Origin of the sequence: Serratia sp. BFP-2025 (assembly GCF_050880365.1) — a bacterium.
Lineage (GTDB): Bacteria > Pseudomonadota > Gammaproteobacteria > Enterobacterales > Enterobacteriaceae > Serratia > Serratia surfactantfaciens.
The window spans coordinates 124,033-141,937 of record NZ_JBPAFV010000005.1 but is presented as its reverse complement, the minus strand read 5'-3'; the positions used below and the strand labels follow the sequence as shown (position 1 = coordinate 141,937).

Genomic DNA, 17,905 nt, shown 5'->3' with positions numbered 1-17,905 from the left:
TCAGGTTGTCGACTTCGTGAGCAGCGGGCATCGCTTGCTCAAGATAATAGCTGCCGCCGCGTAACACAAACACGGGATTGTCGGCTCGGCGCGAGCCCTTTCCGGGGCGGCCCTCAATCTAAAGGGTGAGTAAATGGGCAAGATCAGGCTAACCATGGCGCAGGCGCTCGTCAGATTTCTCGATAACCAGTATCTGCTGGCCGACGGGGTGGAAACCAAATTCGTCGCGGGCATTTTCGCGATTTTCGGCCACGGCAACGTGCTGGGGCTGGGGCAAGCGCTGGAGCAGGATAGCGGTGAACTGCGGGTGCATCAGGGCCGCAACGAACAGGGCATGGCCCACGCGGCGATCGGCTTCGCCAAGCAGAAACTGCGCCGGCAGATCTACGCCTGCACCTCATCGGTCGGCCCCGGCGCCGCCAATATGATCACCGCCGCGGCCACCGCCACTGCCAACCGCATTCCTTTATTGCTGCTGCCGGGCGACGTTTACGCTTCCCGCCAGCCGGACCCGGTGTTGCAGCAAATCGAACAGCCTTACGATCTCAGCATCAGCACCAACGACGCGTTCCGTGCGGTGAGCAAGTATTGGGACCGCATCGTGCGGCCGGAACAGCTGATGAGCGCCTGCATCAACGCGATGCGCGTACTGACCGATCCGGCGGAAACCGGCGCGGTAACGCTGTGTCTGCCGCAGGACGTGCAGGGGGAAGCCTACGACTATCCCGACTATTTCTTCCAAAAGCGGGTGCACCGGCTCGATCGCCGTCCGGCGACCGACGGCATGTTGGCGGACGCGCTGGCGCTGCTGACGGCCAAACGCAAACCCTTGCTGGTGTGCGGCGGCGGCGTGAAGTACTCGCAGGCCGGGCGGGCGCTGCGCGAATTCGCCGAGCGCTTCGGCATTCCGTTCGCCGAGACCCAGGCCGGCAAAGGCACGGTGCCGAGCGACCATGAATTCAACCTCGGCGGCATCGGCGAAACCGGCTGCCTGGCGGCCAACACGCTGGCCCGGCAGGCCGATCTGGTGATTGGCGTCGGCACCCGTTACACCGATTTCACCACCTCGTCCAAATGGCTGTTCCAACACCCGGACGTCAGCTTCCTCAATATCAACGTCAGCGCCTTCGACGCCGGCAAGCTCGACGGCGTGCAGGTGTTGGCGGACGCCCGCGAGGCCCTGAACGCGCTGGGCGCGCTGCTGGCACAGGCCGATTATCGCGCCGGCTGGGGCGATGCCATCGCCGCGGCGCGCGGTGCCCAGCGCGAAGAGAGCGAGCGTGTTTACTCGGTGGAATACAGCGGTACAGGCTTTGTGCCGGAGATAGACGATCACCTCGACCGTGAGCGGGTGTTCGCCGAATTTATCGCCCAGACCGACTCGGCTCTGACCCAGAGCCGGGTGCTGGGAGTGCTGAACCGCGAACTGCCGCCGGACAGCGTGATCGTCGCCGCCGCCGGCAGCCTGCCGGGCGATCTGCAGCGGGTCTGGCACAACCACGGCGAGCATGGTTACCACGTGGAATACGGCTACTCCTGCATGGGGTACGAGGTCAACGCCGCATTGGGGGTCAAGCTGGCCGAGCCGCAGCGCGAGGTGTACGCGATGGTGGGCGATGGCGCCTTCATGATGCTGCATTCCGAACTGGTCACTTCGATTCAGGAAGGCTGCAAGATCAACGTGGTGCTGTTCGACAACATGACCAACGGTTGCATCAACAATCTGCAGATGGAACACGGCATGGACAGCTATACCACCGAGTTCCGCTTCCGCAATCCACAGGGCGGCAAGCTCGACGGCAAACTGGTGCCGGTCGATTTCGCCATGCTGGCGGCAGCTTACGGTTGTAAAACCTATCGCGTCACCACCGAACAGCAGCTGCTCGACGCGCTGGCCGACGCCCGCAGGCAAACCGTATCCACGCTGCTGGATATCAAGGTGCTGCCGAAGACCATGGTGCACAAGTATCTCAGCTGGTGGCGCGTGGGCGGCGCTCAGGTGGCCGACAGCGAGAAAATCGTCGCAGTGGCGCGCAAGCTGCAGGAAAACATCGATAAGGCGCGCGATTACTGATTCGTTTTCATACATAAATCTCGAGGGTAGCGAAAATGACATTGAACATTGGGGTTATCGGCACCGGCGCCATCGGCCGCGATCATATCCGTCGCTGCAGCAAAGTGTTGCAGGGCGCTCGCGTGGTGGCGGTCAACGACATCAATCGCGACAACGCCGCCAAGGTGGTGAGCGATCTGCAGCTGGATGCGCGGGTGTATGACAACGGACACGATCTCATTAAGGCCGCCGACGTACAGGCGGTGCTGGTCACCTCCTGGGGGCCGAGTCATGAAGAGTTCGTGTTGGCGGCCATCGCTGCCGGCAAACCGGTGTTCTGCGAGAAGCCGCTGGCGGTGACCGCGCAGGGCTGCAAAAACATTGTCGACGCCGAAGCGAAGCACGGCAAGCGGCTGGTGCAGGTCGGCTTCATGCGCCCCTATGACCAGGGCTATCGCGCGCTGAAACAGGTGCTGACCAGCGGCCAGATCGGCGAGCCGCTGATGCTGCACTGCGCGCACCGCAACCCGACGGTCGGCGAGGCCTACACCACCGATATGGCGATCACTGACACCCTGATCCACGAAATCGACGTGCTGCGCTGGCTGCTTGACGACGACTACGTGTCGGTGCAGGTGGTGTTCCCGCGCAAGAGCCCGAAGGCGTTTCCGCACCTGAAAGATCCGCAGATTGTGCTGTTTGAAACCGCCAAGGGTACGCGCATCGACGTCGAAATCTTCGTCAACTGCCAGTACGGCTACGACATTCAGTGTGAAGTGGTGGGGGAAACCGGCATCGCCAAGCTGCCGGAACCGTCCTCGGTGCAGATGCGCAGCGGCGCCCGCCTGTCGACCGAAATTCTGACCGACTGGAAGGATCGCTTTATCGATGCCTATGACGTCGAACTGCAGGGTTTCATCAACGACGTGGCCGCGGGCAAGTTGACCGGGCCTTCCGCCTGGGACGGCTACGCCGCCGCGGTGACCGCCGACGCCTGCGTGGCGGCCCAGCTCAGCGGCGAGATCGTGCCGGTGACCCTGCCGGCGCGCCCGGCGTTTTACGGTAAATAACCGCTCGTAGCGCGTAACCACGATTGCAGAGGAGTGACCATGAAGATCGCTTTTGATGTCGACGTTATCCGGGATTTGGGCGTGACCAAAATGGTTCAGCAGGTGGCGGACTGGGGCTATAAGTACATTGAGCAGTCGCCGCACCCGCAGATCAACCCGTTTTACAAACATCCGAAGGCCAGCCGCGAAATCATGGCGGAGTATAAAAACGCCTTGAAAGCGACCGGCGTGGAGATCTCCTCATTTATCGTGGTGTATCGCTGGTCCGGGCCGGGAGAAGATCGCCGCCAGGCGGCGGTCAAAAACTGGCGGCGGATGATCGAAATCGCGGTGGAGATGGGCGTGCAGGTGATCAACACCGAACTGGCGGGCAACCCCAATGAGCCGGAGATCTGCGAGGAGCTGTGGTATCGCTCGATGGAGGAGCTGCTGCCGATCGTCGAGCGCGAGGGCATCCGCATGGAGATCCAGTCGCACCCTTGGGATTTCTGCGAGCTGAGCAACGAAACCGCCGATCTGGTGAAGTCGCTGCGCAGCGATCACGTCAAATACCTCTACAGCGTGCCGCACACCTTCTACTACGACAAGGGGCAAGGCGACGTGGCCGGCATGCTGCAGTACGCCGGGGACGATCTGTCCCACGTGCTGATCGCCGACACCATGAACCACACCAAGCATTGCCGCTATATCGTCAACCCGCCGGGCGTTGACGCCGCCGTGCACCAGCACGTCGGCATCGGCGAAGGCGAGGTGGACTTCGATGCCCTGTTCCAGACGCTGCGCGACATGGAATTCGCCAACCGCAGCTTCAAGGCCGGCGGCGAATCGATTATCTGCACCTCGCTGTTCGGCTACCCGGAAAAGATGCCGAGCCAGGCGGTGGCGACCAGAGAACGCATCGAGAGAGAGCTGTTGGGCAAATAATCTTATTCGGCTCGCCGGTGGCGTGTGCACCGGCGGCCCTCCAAGGACCGAGGCAGACCATGAATAAAGACAACGTGAAATTGGCCATTGCGCCGATCGGCTGGACCAACGACGACATGCCCGATCTGGGCAAGGAAAACACCTTCCAGCAGTGCGTCAGCGAAATGGCGCTGGCCGGCTTCACCGGCAGCGAAGTGGGCAGCAAATACCCGCGCGATCCGGCGGTGCTGAAACCAATGCTGGATATTCGCGGCATCCAGATTTGCAACGCCTGGTTCAGCACCTTTTTCGCCGACGGTCAGAAAGACAAAACCATCGATGAATTTATCAACCACATGAATTTCCTGCATGCCATGGGCGCCAGGGTGATCGGCTGTTCCGAGCAGAGCAAGAGCATTCAGGGCACCACCAAAGGGGTGTTCGAAGAGAAGCCTTACTTCAGCGATGAAGAGTGGCAGCGCGTGGCCGACGGTTACAACGATTTGGCGAAGATCGCCGCTGGCAAAGGCATGCAGGTCTGTCTGCACCACCATATGGGCACCGGCATTCAGACCACGGCCGAAATCGACCGTTACATGAGCATGGTCAACGACGACGTCTACCTGCTGTTCGATACCGGCCACGCCTACTATTCGGAAGGCAGCCAGCAGGCGATGATGGCGATCCTGGAGAAGTATCTGCCGCGCATCAACCATGTCCATCTGAAGGACGTGCGCGATGAGGTGGTAGCGGAAGTGAAGGCCAACAAGCTGAGCTTCCTAGACGGCGTGAAGAAGGGCACCTTCACCGTGCCGGGTGATGGAGTGATCGACTTCAGACCGGTGTTCAAGCTGCTGGACGAGCGCGGTTACAAGGGATGGATGGTGGTGGAGGCCGAGCAGGATCCGGCGCTGGCCAACCCATTCGAGTATGCGGTGAAGGCACGCCGCTATATTCGGGAAACCGCCGGGATTTAAGCGGTGAGGGTCAATAACGATTAAGGGGCGCCGCTGGCGCCCCTTGTTTTATGGCGGCGTGTTAACCGCCGAGCGTTTGCCAGGTTACGACCTGGCTGCCCGGCCACGGCGTGGCGGCATGCACGCCACGGGCGATCGCCCGAGCCAGCGTGTCCGCCGCCAGCGCGCCGATTTGCAGCACCGCCAGTTCACGGCTGCCCTGTACCTCGCGCTGCCCGGTGGACAGGGCGAACACCACGTCGCCGTCAAACGGGCTATGCAGCGGGCGGATGGCGCGCGCCATGCCGTCTTGCGCCATGATGGCCACCCGTTTCAACTCCACTCTCGTCAGCGCCAGATCGGTGGCGATGCAGGCCAGAGTGGTGTTTTTTCTGCCGCCCTGCGGCTCTTGCGCCATCCAGTCTTCGCCCTGAGCGCGCAGTTGCGCCAGTGCCGCCGCACCGCCGTTGCCGAATTCACCGTCGATCTCATAGGGTGTCGCCCAGAAGGCGCGGGTGCCGGGCGCCACCACCGAGCCCAGACTGTTGACCGCGACCAGCGCGCCGACGGTAGCGCCGTTGGCGGTGACGATCGACGCCGAGCCTAGGCCGCCTTTCAGCTTGCCCATGCCGGTCATGGCGCCATAGCCGGCACCGACGCTGCCCAGCGGAAAGTCCAATCCGGCCTTGCCGACCGCATCGATGCCCAACTGGCGATACGGCGGCGTGAGCTGCCAGTTTTTGTCGCCGCCGTTGGCCAGATCGTACAGGCAGGCGGTGGGCACGATAGGGGAGACCGGCACGCCAGGCGCCGGGCGCAGCGCGTAGCCCCGGCCCTGTTGCCCCAACCAGGCCGCGACGCCGTCCGCCGCCGCCAGGCCGTAAACCGAACCGCCGCTGAATGTCAGCGCATCGACGGTTTGCACCAGATTGTCTTCACCCAGCGCGTCGGTTTCCCGGGTGGCGGGGCCACCGCCGCGCACATCCACGGCGGCGATCGCCGGGCTATCCGGCAGGATCACCGTCGCGCCGGTGCGTACCCGGCTGTCTTGCGCCACGCCGACCTTCAGGCCCGGTACATCGGTAATCAGGTTGCGGGCGCCTGGGCGCCCGGCGGCGGAAGTTGGCATAGCGGCACCTAATGGGGTGAGAGGAGAGAATATGCCGGCGGCAGCGGTCAGGCCGGCCAGCGCCTGTAAAAAGGTTCGGCGGTTGATATTCAGGGGCCGCCGCAGCGGCCCCTGCCAGTGGATGAGATCACGCATCGCCGCGCGGCTGCCCGGTGCGAAAACGCGCCATATGGTAGGCGTCGACCAGCACGCCGTCGCGCATGGCGAAGGCGCGGCTGGTGCCTTCTATCTCGAAACCGAATTTGCGGTACAGCCCGATGGCCGCCGGGTTGTCGGTGAACACCGTGAGTTCGATGCGCTCGATGGCCGCCCAGTTGTCGCACAGGTCGATCATCGCCTGCATCAGACGGCTGCCGACGCCTTTGCCGTGGTAGCGCGGATCGACGCCGATGCCGAAGGTGGCCACGTGGCGGCGGCGCACGCGCTGATTCAGCATCACCACCAACTGGCCGGCAAGCTGCCCGTCGATGATGGCCGCCAGGTTATGCGTGCCCGGTTCGGGATTGGCGAGGCGTTTCTGCCAGGACTCGACGGACGGTAGCGGGAGCTGCAGCGTATCGCGATAGACGGGCGTCTGAGAATAAAGATGATGCAGGGCTTGTGCATCGGTTGTTTCCACGTGGCGTATCACGATCTCGCTCATGTCGCTGCTCCTGTCGCTTACCGGTTGAATAACCTCTGAATTTATCCGTTTACTGCCTTGAGTCAATATTATTTCAATGGGTCAAAAAAAACGCTTTACAGGTGCGAATGATAATGATTATTATTGCGATGCGTTCCGGGGAGGGCATCAACCCTTGATACTCTCACTGCGAAGGCACGACATTGCTCACATTGCTTCCAGTGTTTACTTAGCCAGCTCGGGTGCTGGCTTTTTTTTTGCCCTTTTTTCAGCCGCTTCTGCCTTCAACAAATCCGCTGCCCTTCCGCTGTTTCATTCCATCGAAATTTTTGAACAGAGGCATGAGTTTTTTACGCTTTCTTATTCTGCTGGCAGGACTAGACTGTAAAAAAACATTGAGGAGAGTTGAATATGATTTATGTACGTAAAGCGGAAGACCGCGGCCACGCCAATCATGGCTGGCTGGATAGCTGGCACACCTTCTCATTTGCCGACTACTACGATCCGAACTTTATGGGGTTCTCGGCGCTGCGGGTGATCAACGAAGACATGATCGACGCAGGGCAGGGTTTCGGTACTCACCCGCATAAAGACATGGAAATCCTGACCTACGTGCTGAGCGGCACGGTGGAACATCAGGACAGCATGGGCAATAAGGAGCAGATCCAGGCCGGCGAATTCCAGATCATGAGTGCGGGCACCGGGGTACGTCACTCAGAGTACAACGCCAACCAGGATCGCCCGCTGCATCTGTACCAGATTTGGATCATTCCGGATCAGGTCGGGCTGGAGCCGCGCTACGAGCAGCGCATGTTCGACGCGCCGCAAGGTCGTCAGCTGGTGCTGTCGCCGGATGCGCGCGACGGTTCGCTGAAGGTGTTCCAGGATATGACGCTGTCGCGTTGGGCGCTGAATAAAGGCGAACAGGCGGAATACGCGATCGACACCGGCCGCCGCATTTGGATCCAGGTGGTGCGCGGCAAGGTCTCGGTCAACGGCCAGGCCGCCGGCATCAGCGATGCATTTGCGGTTTGGGATGAATCAACGCTGTCGATTCAGGCCGACGAAGAGAGCGAAATCCTGCTGTTCGATCTGCCGCCGGTGTGATTTAGCGGTAAATATCAAGGGCTCACGATGTGAGCCCTTTTTGCGTTGGCCGTCGCATAACCGACAATATCGGCCCGCCGTTTTTTTTGCTAAAATGGCTGCCCATTCACGGTTAGTCAGTTCATTGATAATGAAGAAAAAACGGCCGGTACTCCAGGATGTGGCGGACAAGGTGGGCGTGACCAAGATGACGGTGAGCCGTTATCTGCGCAATCCCGACCAGGTTTCCGCTGCCCTGCAGCAAAAAATCGCCGTCGCGCTGGATGAGCTGGGTTACATCCCCAACCGCGCGCCGGACATTCTCTCCAACGCCACCAGCCGGGCGATTGGCGTGCTGTTGCCATCGCTGACCAACCAGGTGTTCGCCGAAGTGCTGCGCGGCATCGAAAGCGTGACCGACGCGCACAACTACCAGACCATGCTGGCGCACTACGGCTATCTGCCGGAGCGCGAAGAAGAGCGTCTGACCTCGCTGCTTTCTTACAATATCGACGGCCTGATCCTGTCCGAGCGCCATCACACGGCGCGCACCCTGAAAATGATCGAGGTGGCGGGCATTCCGGTGGTGGAGCTGATGGACTGCGTTTCGCCGTGCATCGATCTGGCGGTGGGCTTCAACAACTTCGAAGCGGCGCGCCAGATGACCCAGCAGATCATCGCGCACGGCCACCGCCACGTGGTCTATTTCGGCGCCCGTCAGGATGAGCGTACGATCATCAAACAGCAGGGGTATGAGCAGGCGATGCGTGAATCCGGCCTGGAGCCGTACAGCATCATGACCGCCCGCTCTTCTTCCTATTCCGCCGGCGGCGAGCTGCTGCGCCAGGCGCAGCGCGACTACCCGCAGATCGACAGTATCTTCTGCACCAACGATGACCTGGCGATCGGCGCGGCCTTCGAGTGCCAGCGGCAGGGGCTGTCGATCCCGCAGGACATGGCGATTGCCGGTTTCCACGGCCATGACATCGGCCAGGTGATGGTGCCGAAGTTGGCCAGCGTGCTGACGCCGCGCGAACGCATGGGCCAGATCGGCGCCGAGCGTCTGCTGGCCCGGCTGCGCGGCGAAACGGTGTGCCCGCGCATGGTGGACGTCGGTTTCACCGTGATCCCCGGCGGCAGCATCTGAGACATTTTAACGCTCTGTTTTAACTCTCTTTCTTTTTGCAGCGCGCTCTAAGGCGCGCTGGTTATCCCGCCTGTAAGCCCGCTGCTCGTTGCCGGCATAAGTTTGATCTCTGTCCCAGAACGCGAATTTTAGCCGTTTACCCGGTTCCGAGGATTATGTTGTTACCGGTATCATGATACCGGTAACAATGAGCGTGCGGTCACCTTGCTGCAAGACTGAACCTCTGACTTAACAACACCTACAGCTCTTCTTAAACACCGGGAAAGAGCCTAAAAATAAAACAACCGCACGCTTTACGCCTATCGTAAAGAGAGTCGCGATAAAAGGTTGGAGAAAAATTATGCCATTAGTGATTGTTGCAGGCGGCGTAGCGCTGCTGCTGCTGCTGATGATCCGCTTCAAGCTGAACGGCTTTATCTCTCTGGTTCTGGTTGCTCTGGCGGTCGGGATTGCACAGGGTATGCCGGTCGATAAGGTCATCGGTTCCATCAAGGCCGGTGTGGGCGGCACGCTGGGCAGCCTGGCGCTGATCATGGGCTTCGGCGCCATGCTCGGCAAGCTGCTGGCGGACTGCGGCGGCGCGCAGCGCATCGCCACCACGCTGATCGACAAGTTCGGCAGAAAACACATTCAATGGGCGGTGGTGCTGACCGGTTTCACCGTCGGCTTCGCGCTGTTCTACGAAGTGGGCTTCGTGCTGTTGCTGCCGCTGGTATTCACCATCGCCGCCTCTGCACGCATTCCGCTGCTGTACGTCGGCGTGCCGATGGCCGCCGCGCTGTCGGTGACCCACGGTTTCCTGCCGCCGCACCCGGGCCCGACGGCCATTGCCACCATCTTCCATGCCGACATGGGTAAAACCCTGCTGTACGGCACGCTGCTGGCGATCCCGACGGTTATTCTGGCCGGCCCGGTCTATGCCCGCTTCCTGAAAGGCATCGACAAACCGGTACCGGAAGGCCTGTACAACCCGAAAACCTTTACCGATGCAGAGATGCCGAGCTTTGGCGTCAGCGTCGCCACGTCGCTGGTGCCGGTGATCCTGATGGCGCTGCGCGCGGTCGCTGAAATGGTGCTGCCGAAGGGCCATAGCCTGCTGCGCTTCGCCGAGTTCTTCGGCGACCCGGTGATGGCGACCCTGATCGCCGTACTGATCGCCATCTTCACCTTTGGCCTGAACCGTGGCCGCACCATGGATGAAGTGATGGGCACCATCACCGACTCGATTAAAATCATCGCCATGATGCTGTTGATCATCGGCGGCGGCGGCGCTTTCAAACAGGTGCTGGTGGACAGCGGCGTCGAGCAGTACATCGCCGGCCTGATGGAAGGCAGCAACGTTTCGCCGATTCTGATGGCCTGGTCGATCGCCGCTGCGCTGCGTCTGGCGCTGGGTTCCGCCACTGTGGCGGCGATCACCGCCGGTGGCATCGTGGCGCCGCTTATCGCCACTACCGGCGTCAGCCCTGAGCTGATGGTGATTGCGGTCGGTTCCGGCAGCGTCATCTTCTCGCACGTTAACGATCCGGGCTTCTGGCTGTTCAAGGAGTATTTCAACCTGAGCATCATGGAAACCATCAAATCCTGGTCGGTGCTGGAAACCATCATCTCGGTGTGCGGCCTGGTGGGCTGCCTGCTGTTGGCGACGGTTGTATAATCTTTATCCGGCGCCCTGCGGGGCGTCGGCGTTTATCAGTTGGGACGCGTTTGGCGCGCTCGCGCCAGTTCCCATAAGGGCATGATTATGAGTAATCCGCAGCATCACGTATTTGTTTTGATGGGCGTTTCCGGCAGCGGCAAATCCGCCGTGGCCAGCGCCGTCGCTCACGAGGCCAACGCCGCCATGCTGGATGGCGACTACCTGCACCCGCGCGCCAACATCATCAAAATGTCCTCCGGGCATGCGTTGGACGACAACGATCGCGCGCCGTGGCTGGCGGCCCTGAACGACGCCATCTTCGCCATGCAGCGCACCAACGACGTGTCGCTGCTGGTGTGCTCGGCGCTGAAGAAAAGCTATCGCGATCGCCTGCGCGACGGCAATCTCAACCTGCATTTCCTGTATCTGAAAGGCGATCAGTCGGTGATTGAGGAGCGTCTGAAGCAACGCAAGGGCCATTTCTTCAAGCCGCAGATGTTGATTTCCCAGTTCGCCACGCTGGAAGAGCCGGGCGAGCAGGAGCCGGATGTGCAAGCGATCGACATCAACCAGCCGCTGGACGGCGTGGTCGCCGATACGCTCGCCTATATTCGCCGCGTTACCGCCCGCTAAGCGCGGGCCGTTGTCGGCGCCGCCAGGCGCCTACAGCTTCATGTAAGCCCGCACGCCATCCAGGAACATCTGGGTCGACAGCATCACCAGAATCAGCCCCATCAACCGCTCCAGCGCGCTGACGCCCTTGCTGCCCAGCAGGCGCAGGAACAGGTTCGACATCAGCAAAATAGCCGCGGAGAGGCCCCAGGCGATCAACAGCGCCGCCACCAGATGCGGCAGCTGATGCGGATACTGGTGCGACAGCAGCATCAGCGCCGCCAGAATCGATGGCCCGGCCACCAGTGGGATCGCCAGCGGCACCAGGAACGGCTCCTCGCCGGCGGACAGCCCGGAGCTGTTCCCCTCCTGCGAAGGGAAAATCATCTTGATGGCGATCAGAAACAGGATGATGCCGCCGGAAATGGAGACGGTTTCGGTGCGCAGGTTGAGGAACGCCAGAATTTTCTCGCCGGCGAACAGGAAGATCAGCATCAGCAACAGGGCGATCAGCAGCTCGCGGATCAGCACCACCCGGCGGCGGCGCGGCTCCAGGTGCTTGAGCACCGACATGAAAATCGGCAGATTGCCCAGCGGATCCATAATTAAAAACAGCAATACCGTAGCGGAAATCATCTCTGTCATGGTGACCTCGTGATCGGGAAAACACCTCGGCCTTTTCGGCCGCGTCCTTGCCTATACCCTATGGATTTCAAATTGCAGCTAGGCGCCCAGCGATCGCATCCCCAGAAGCTTACTCAAGTAAGTGACTGGGGTAAGATCGTGCAGGTAACAACGCTGCAGTTTGAAAGACGACGGGTATATAAGAAGGATTGCTGAGAAATCCTCAGCCATCGAATAAATTCACTTTGCGCCCGCGCCGACATTTTGTAAGGTGAGGAGATATTGCACACAACTCGTTATCACCTAATAAGCCCTTATCCGGGCGGGACACAGATATTATGAAAAACGTTGGTTTCATCGGTTGGCGCGGAATGGTTGGCTCGGTTCTCATGCAGCGCATGACGGAAGAGCGCGATTTCGACGCCATTCGCCCGGTCTTTTTCTCCACCTCGCAGCACGGTTCCGCCGCGCCGGCCTTCGGCGGCCAGCAGGGCACGCTGCAGGATGCGTATGACGTCGACGCGCTGAGCGCGCTCGATATCATTATTACCTGTCAGGGCGGCGATTATACCAACGAAGTTTATCCTAAGCTGCGCGCCAGCGGTTGGCAGGGTTACTGGATCGACGCGGCCTCTTCGCTGCGCATGCAGGACGATGCCATCATTATCCTGGATCCGGTCAACCACGCGGTGATTCAGCAGGGCCTGGACAAAGGCATCAAAACCTTCGTCGGCGGCAACTGCACCGTCAGCCTGATGCTGATGTCGCTCGGCGGCCTGTTCGCCAACGATCTGGTGGAGTGGGCGTCGGTCGCCACCTACCAGGCGGCCTCCGGCGGCGGCGCGCGCCATATGCGCGAATTGCTGACCCAAATGGGCATGCTGCACGCCGACGTGGCGAAAGAGCTGCAGGACCCGGCCTCCGCGATTCTGGATATCGAACGCAAGGTGACCGAGGCCACCCGCAGCGGCAAACTGCCGACCGATAATTTCGGTGTGCCGTTGGCCGGCAGCCTGATCCCGTGGATCGACAAGCAGCTCGACAACGGCCAAAGCCGCGAAGAGTGGAAAGGCCAGGCGGAAACCAACAAAATTCTGAACACCGGCAGCGTGATCCCGGTCGATGGCCTGTGCGTGCGCGTCGGCGCGCTGCGCTGCCACAGCCAGGCGTTCACCCTGAAGTTGAAAAAGGACGTGTCGCTGCCGGAAATCGAGCAGATGCTGGCGACGCACAACGACTGGGTGCGCGTGATCCCGAACGATCGCGAGCTGACCATGCGCGAACTGACGCCTGCGGCGGTCACCGGCACGCTGAATACGCCGGTCGGTCGTCTGCGCAAGCTGAATATGGGGCCGGAGTACCTGTCGGCGTTCACCGTGGGCGACCAGCTGCTGTGGGGCGCGGCTGAGCCGCTGCGTCGCATGCTGCGCATCCTGCTGTAAACCTGCACTTCCCGGGGGCTGACCGCGTTCGGCCCCCTAAAGCCTCATTTTCCGCTTTTTTGTTCGCCACGCCCCACGTCGGGCAAGGTCATCGCAAGCCCTGCTTCCATGGGCTGCACCCCGCATCTCTCCTCGTCGGCCGCCGCAGGCACGCGCTATCGGGCTGGCAGTTTTCTTAATGAAGAATTTTCCTGAGCAATGCTGAGCAGTTTTTAACAGACATTGGCTATGCTTAACGCATTGGCGAGCAATTTTTCACCATGACTGAAATATTTCAAAAAATAAGCATAAAGAGCGAAATTCAGGTCGGCAGAGTAAAGATTGGTCAATAACCGACCGCAATCACGCTTTAGATACCGAATGCATTGCATGATGACCAAAACGGCCAAGGATTAACCAACAAGCCGTGCTTAGATCATGCTGTTAATCTAAGGAAGAAGACTATGCCTGTACTTCCCGATCGTGACGTGATTGATCAGATCATCGCCGGCCATTACGCCGATCCCTTCGCTCTGCTTGGCATGCATGTGACCGATAACGGTCTGCAGGTGCGGGCGCTGCTGCCGGACGCCAGCGAAGTCTGGCTGGTGGAGCAGCAAACCGGCCGGCGGCTGGCGCAGCTGAACTGCGACGATCCGCGCGGTTTCTTCAGCGCCGTGGTGCCGCGGCGCAAAAATCCTTTCCGCTATCAGCTGCAGGTCAGCTGGCGCGATCATCAACAGATCGTCGACGATCCTTACCGGTTTGGCCCGCTGCTGCAGGACATCGATAGCTGGCTGCTGGCCGAGGGCACGCACCTGCGTCCTTACGAACGCTTGGGCGCCCATCTTGTTACTCTGGATGGCGTCGACGGCGTCAGCTTTGCGGTCTGGGCGCCCAACGCCCAGCGCGTCTCGGTAGTGGGTGAATTCAACTTCTGGGACGGCCGTCGCCATCCGATGCGTCTGCGGCGCGAGAACGGCATCTGGGAACTGTTCTTGCCCGGCGTGCGGGCCGGCCAGCTGTACAAATATGAAATCGTCGATTGCTACGGCAACACCCAGCTGAAAGCCGATCCTTACGCCTTCGAGGCGCAGATGCGCCCGGACACCGCTTCGCTGGTGGCGCCGCTGCCGGAGGTGGTGCCGTCGACGCAGGCGCGCCGCCGCGCCAACGATTTTGACCGGCCGATCGCCATCTACGAGGTGCATCTCGGCTCATGGCGCCGTCACACCGACAACCACTTCTGGCTCAGCTACGGCGAGCTGGCGGTGCAGCTTATCGACTACGTGAAGGACATGGGGTTCACCCATATCGAGCTGCTGCCGGTCAACGAGCATCCGTTCGACGGCAGCTGGGGCTATCAGCCGCTGGGGCTGTATGCGCCGACCCGGCGCTTCGGCACGCCGGCCGACTTCAGGGCGTTTGTGGCGGCGGCGCACCAGGCGGGCATCAACGTGATCCTCGACTGGGTGCCTGGGCACTTCCCCAGCGACGCCTACGGCCTGGCGAATTTCGACGGCACCGCGCTGTATGAATACGCCGATCCGCGCGAAGGCTTCCATCAGGACTGGAATACGCTGATCTACAACTACGGCCGCCACGAGGTGCGCAACTACCTGGCGGGCAACGCGCTGTATTGGCTGGAGCGCTTCGGTATCGACGCGCTGCGGGTCGATGCGGTGGCGTCGATGATCTATCGCGACTACAGCCGCGCCGACGGCGAGTGGGTGCCGAATTATTACGGCGGCAACGAGAACCTGGAGGCGATTGCCTTCCTGCGTTACACCAATCAGACCCTCGGCAAGGCGCAGCCGGGGGCGGTGACCCTGGCAGAGGAATCCACCGACTATCCCGGCGTCACCTTGCCGCCGGACGCCAACGGCCTGGGGTTCCACTACAAATGGAACCTCGGCTGGATGCACGACACGCTCAATTACATGAAGTGCGATCCGGTACACCGCAAGTATCACCACAACCAGATGACCTTCGGCATGCTGTACGCCTATACCGAGAACTTCGTGCTGCCGATATCGCACGATGAAGTGGTGCACGGTAAAAAATCGATCCTCGACCGCATGCCGGGCGACGCCTGGCAGAAGTTCGCCAACCTGCGCGCCTATTACGGTTTTATGTGGGCGCATCCGGGTAAAAAGCTGTTGTTTATGGGCTGCGAATTCGCGCAGGGGCGCGAGTGGAATTTCGATACCAGCCTAGACTGGCATTTATTGGAAGGGCTGGATAACTGGCATAACGGCGTGCAGCGGCTGGTGCGCGATCTGAACCACTGCTACCGGCAGCAGGCGCCGCTGTATGAGCGCGACTACTTCCCGGATGGCTTCGAGTGGCTGGTGGTCGACGATCACGACAACTCGGTGTTCGCCTTTGCGCGCTACGACTCGCAGGGCAATGAGCTGATCGCCATCAGCAACTTTACCCCGGTGCCGCGCTATCGCTACCGCATCGGCATTTCCCGCGCCGGTGACTATCGCGAGATCCTCAATACCGATTCGCACCACTATCACGGCAGCAACGCCGGCAATCAGGGGCGGGTCTCTTCCGAAACGGTCGGCAGCCATGGGCGCGATTTCTCTATCAGCGTGACGTTGCCGCCATTGTCGACCATATATCTGCTGCGGGAGGCGCCATGACCGAGCTGACGGCTGGCCTCGCCGCGCCGCTGGGCGCGCATTACGACGGCGAAGGCATCAATTTTACCCTGTACTCGGCGCATGCCGAGCGGGTGGAGCTGTGCCTGTTCGACGGCCAGCAGCGCGAAGTGCGCCTGCCGCTGCCGGCGCGTAGCGGCGACATCTGGCATGGCTATCTGCCGGGCGGCAAACCGGGGCAGCGTTATGGCTACCGGGTCTATGCCCCGTTTGACCCGGCGAACGGGCAGCGTTTCAACCCCAACAAGCTGGCGCTCGATCCGGCCGCACGCGCGGTGGAAGGGCCGGTGGCGGACCACCCGCACCTGCACGGCGGTTACGAGCAGCCGGATCCGCACGACAGCGCCGAGCTGATGCCGAAATGCGTGGTGGTGGACGAACAGTATGACTGGCAGGACGACCGCCCGCCCGCCACGCCCTGGGGTCAGACGGTGATTTACGAGGCGCATGTGCGCGGCCTGACCCTGCTGCACCCGAAAATCCCGCCGGCGCTGCGCGGCAGCTTTGCCGCGCTGGGGCATCCGGTGATGATCGCCCACTTCAAACGCCTCGGCATCACCGCGCTGGAACTGTTGCCGGTGCAACAGCATACCTCCGAACCGCGTCTGCAGCGGCTGGGGCTGATCAACTACTGGGGCTATAACGTGCTGGCGCCCTATGCGCCGGACAACCGCTACGCCAGCCTGAGCACCGACGGCACGCCGCTGAACGAATTGCGCGATGCGGTCAAGGCGCTGCACAAAGCCGGCATCGAGGTGATCCTCGACGTGGTGTTCAACCACAGCGCCGAGCTGGACAGGGATGGGCCGATGCTGTCGCTGAGCGGCATCGATAACCAGGGCTACTACTGGCTGACGCCCGAAGGGGACTACGTCAACGACACCGGCTGCGGCAACACCCTGCGGTTGGATCAGCCGCAGGGCGTGGCCTGGGTGATGGATTGCCTGCATTTTTGGGTGCGCGAGTGTCACATTGACGGCTTCCGCTTCGATCTGGGCAGCGTGCTGGGCCGCACCCCGGGGTTCGATCGCGATGCGCCGCTGTTTCAGGCGATGCTGGCGGACGACCTGCTGTCGCGCTGCAAGCTGATCGCCGAACCCTGGGATGTTGGCCCCGGCGGTTATCAGGTGGGGGCGTTTCCCGGGCGTTTCGCCGAATGGAACGACCATTACCGCGATGACATGCGCCGCTTCTGGCTGCAGAACGGCGTATCGCTCGGCCAATTCGCCCGGCGTTTTGCCGCTTCCAGCGATCTGTACGATCAGCGCGGGCGAGCGCCTTACGCCACCGTCAACATGCTGACCGCCCATGACGGTTTTACTCTGCAAGACGTGGTCAGCTTCAACGAGAAACACAACCAGCTGAACGGCGAAGGCAACCGCGACGGCAGCGATCGCAATTTCAGCAACAACCACGGCGTGGAAGGCCTGGTCGCCGATGACGCCATTGTGCAACGCCGCAGGGCCAGCCAGCGGGCGATGCTCGCCACGCTGTTGTTGTCCCAGGGCACGCCGATGCTGCTGGCCGGCGATGAACAGGGACACAGCCAGCAGGGGAACAACAACGCCTATTGTCAGGACAACGCCACCACCTGGCTCGATTGGGCCACGGCGGACGATGCGCTGACCGATTACGTCGCGGCGCTGATCGCGCTGCGCCGCCAGATCCCCGCTCTGCAGCAGGATCGCTGGTGGCGGCAGGATGACGGCAGCGTGCAGTGGCTGAACGCGCAAGGCCAGCCGCTCGACGCGCAGCAGTGGGAGCAGGGCGAGCTGCTCATGCAGATCCTGCTGTCGCAGCGCTGGTTGGTGCTGGTCAACGCCACGCCGCAAACGACGGAGATGAGGCTGCCGGAAGGCGATTGGCAGGTTGTCGCCCCGTTCACTCAGGAAGACTCACGGGCGGTATTACCCGCCTGGCACCAGGCCGCGCGCTCGGTTTGCGTACTGGTACAGAAATAATAAAAGGAGTCCG

14 protein-coding genes are annotated in these 17,905 nt (G+C 61.4%); 11 read left to right on the top strand and 3 right to left on the bottom strand.

Annotated elements, in window-relative coordinates:
* Positions 1–133 precede the first annotated feature (133 nt).
* From iolD to iolE, 4 genes are read left to right on the top strand one after another with little or no spacing between them, the layout of a single operon-like run.
* Positions 134–2,074, top strand: a complete 1,941-nt coding sequence (iolD, locus tag ACRAWE_RS22770) for a 3D-(3,5/4)-trihydroxycyclohexane-1,2-dione acylhydrolase (decyclizing) (protein ID WP_025159892.1) — start codon at positions 134–136, stop codon at positions 2,072–2,074.
* A gap of 35 nt (positions 2,075–2,109) precedes the next feature.
* The gene (locus ACRAWE_RS22765; RefSeq protein WP_004930848.1) at positions 2,110–3,123 is read left to right on the top strand and encodes a Gfo/Idh/MocA family protein; all 1,014 of its coding nucleotides are present in this window, start codon (positions 2,110–2,112) and stop codon (positions 3,121–3,123) included.
* Between the two features lie 39 nt (positions 3,124–3,162).
* The gene (locus ACRAWE_RS22760) at positions 3,163–4,047 is read left to right on the top strand and encodes a sugar phosphate isomerase/epimerase family protein (RefSeq protein WP_063918378.1); all 885 of its coding nucleotides are present in this window, start codon (positions 3,163–3,165) and stop codon (positions 4,045–4,047) included.
* 59 nt (positions 4,048–4,106) lie between these two features.
* On the top strand, positions 4,107–5,003 hold the full coding sequence (gene iolE, locus ACRAWE_RS22755; RefSeq protein ID WP_063918379.1) for a myo-inosose-2 dehydratase: 897 nt from the start codon (positions 4,107–4,109) through the stop codon (positions 5,001–5,003).
* Between the two features lie 61 nt (positions 5,004–5,064).
* Here the strand turns inward: iolE and ACRAWE_RS22750 are convergent, their stop codons facing one another.
* Positions 5,065–6,246, bottom strand: coding sequence for a P1 family peptidase (locus ACRAWE_RS22750; RefSeq protein ID WP_432525919.1), 1,182 nt, complete (start codon positions 6,244–6,246; stop codon positions 5,065–5,067).
* Entirely contained in the window at positions 6,239–6,754 is a 516-nt protein-coding gene (locus tag ACRAWE_RS22745) for a GNAT family N-acetyltransferase (protein WP_019455192.1), read from the bottom strand. Before ACRAWE_RS22745 ends, ACRAWE_RS22750 begins: the two co-directional genes overlap by 8 nt.
* Positions 6,755–7,144: 390 nt before the next feature.
* On the opposite strand from ACRAWE_RS22745, the gene ACRAWE_RS22740 reads away from it, so the two are divergent.
* The 4 genes from ACRAWE_RS22740 to gntK all read left to right on the top strand — a co-directional run bounded on the left by ACRAWE_RS22740 (position 7,145) and on the right by gntK (position 11,238).
* Positions 7,145–7,840 (top strand): pirin family protein, encoded by a 696-nt coding sequence (locus ACRAWE_RS22740; RefSeq protein WP_063918381.1) that lies wholly within the window; start codon positions 7,145–7,147, stop codon positions 7,838–7,840.
* Between the two features lie 130 nt (positions 7,841–7,970).
* Positions 7,971–8,966 carry a gluconate operon transcriptional repressor GntR gene (gene gntR / locus ACRAWE_RS22735; protein WP_019455190.1) on the top strand — a complete coding sequence of 332 codons (996 nt, stop codon included), beginning with the start codon at positions 7,971–7,973 and terminating at the stop codon, positions 8,964–8,966.
* A gap of 340 nt (positions 8,967–9,306) precedes the next feature.
* A complete protein-coding gene (gene gntT, locus ACRAWE_RS22730; RefSeq protein WP_016930400.1) occupies positions 9,307–10,623 on the top strand; it encodes a gluconate transporter in 1,317 nt (438 codons plus the stop codon).
* 87 nt (positions 10,624–10,710) lie between these two features.
* On the top strand, positions 10,711–11,238 hold the full coding sequence (gene gntK / locus ACRAWE_RS22725; RefSeq protein WP_025159893.1) for a gluconokinase: 528 nt from the start codon (positions 10,711–10,713) through the stop codon (positions 11,236–11,238).
* 30 nt (positions 11,239–11,268) lie between these two features.
* Here the strand turns inward: gntK and ACRAWE_RS22720 are convergent, their stop codons facing one another.
* The gene (locus ACRAWE_RS22720; RefSeq protein ID WP_025159894.1) at positions 11,269–11,862 is read right to left on the bottom strand and encodes a YhgN family NAAT transporter; all 594 of its coding nucleotides are present in this window, start codon (positions 11,860–11,862) and stop codon (positions 11,269–11,271) included.
* A gap of 317 nt (positions 11,863–12,179) precedes the next feature.
* Here ACRAWE_RS22720 and asd point away from each other — a divergent pair, with 317 nt between their 5' ends.
* The 3 genes from asd (at position 12,180) to glgX (ending at position 17,892) form a co-directional block, all read left to right on the top strand.
* The gene (gene asd / locus ACRAWE_RS22715; RefSeq protein WP_063918383.1) at positions 12,180–13,283 is read left to right on the top strand and encodes an aspartate-semialdehyde dehydrogenase; all 1,104 of its coding nucleotides are present in this window, start codon (positions 12,180–12,182) and stop codon (positions 13,281–13,283) included.
* A 443-nt stretch (positions 13,284–13,726) separates the two neighbouring features.
* On the top strand, positions 13,727–15,913 hold the full coding sequence (glgB, locus tag ACRAWE_RS22710; RefSeq protein WP_432525916.1) for a 1,4-alpha-glucan branching enzyme: 2,187 nt from the start codon (positions 13,727–13,729) through the stop codon (positions 15,911–15,913).
* The gene (glgX, locus tag ACRAWE_RS22705; RefSeq protein ID WP_432525915.1) at positions 15,910–17,892 is read left to right on the top strand and encodes a glycogen debranching protein GlgX; all 1,983 of its coding nucleotides are present in this window, start codon (positions 15,910–15,912) and stop codon (positions 17,890–17,892) included. Before glgB ends, glgX begins: the two co-directional genes overlap by 4 nt.
* The last annotated feature ends 13 nt before the right edge of the window (positions 17,893–17,905 follow it).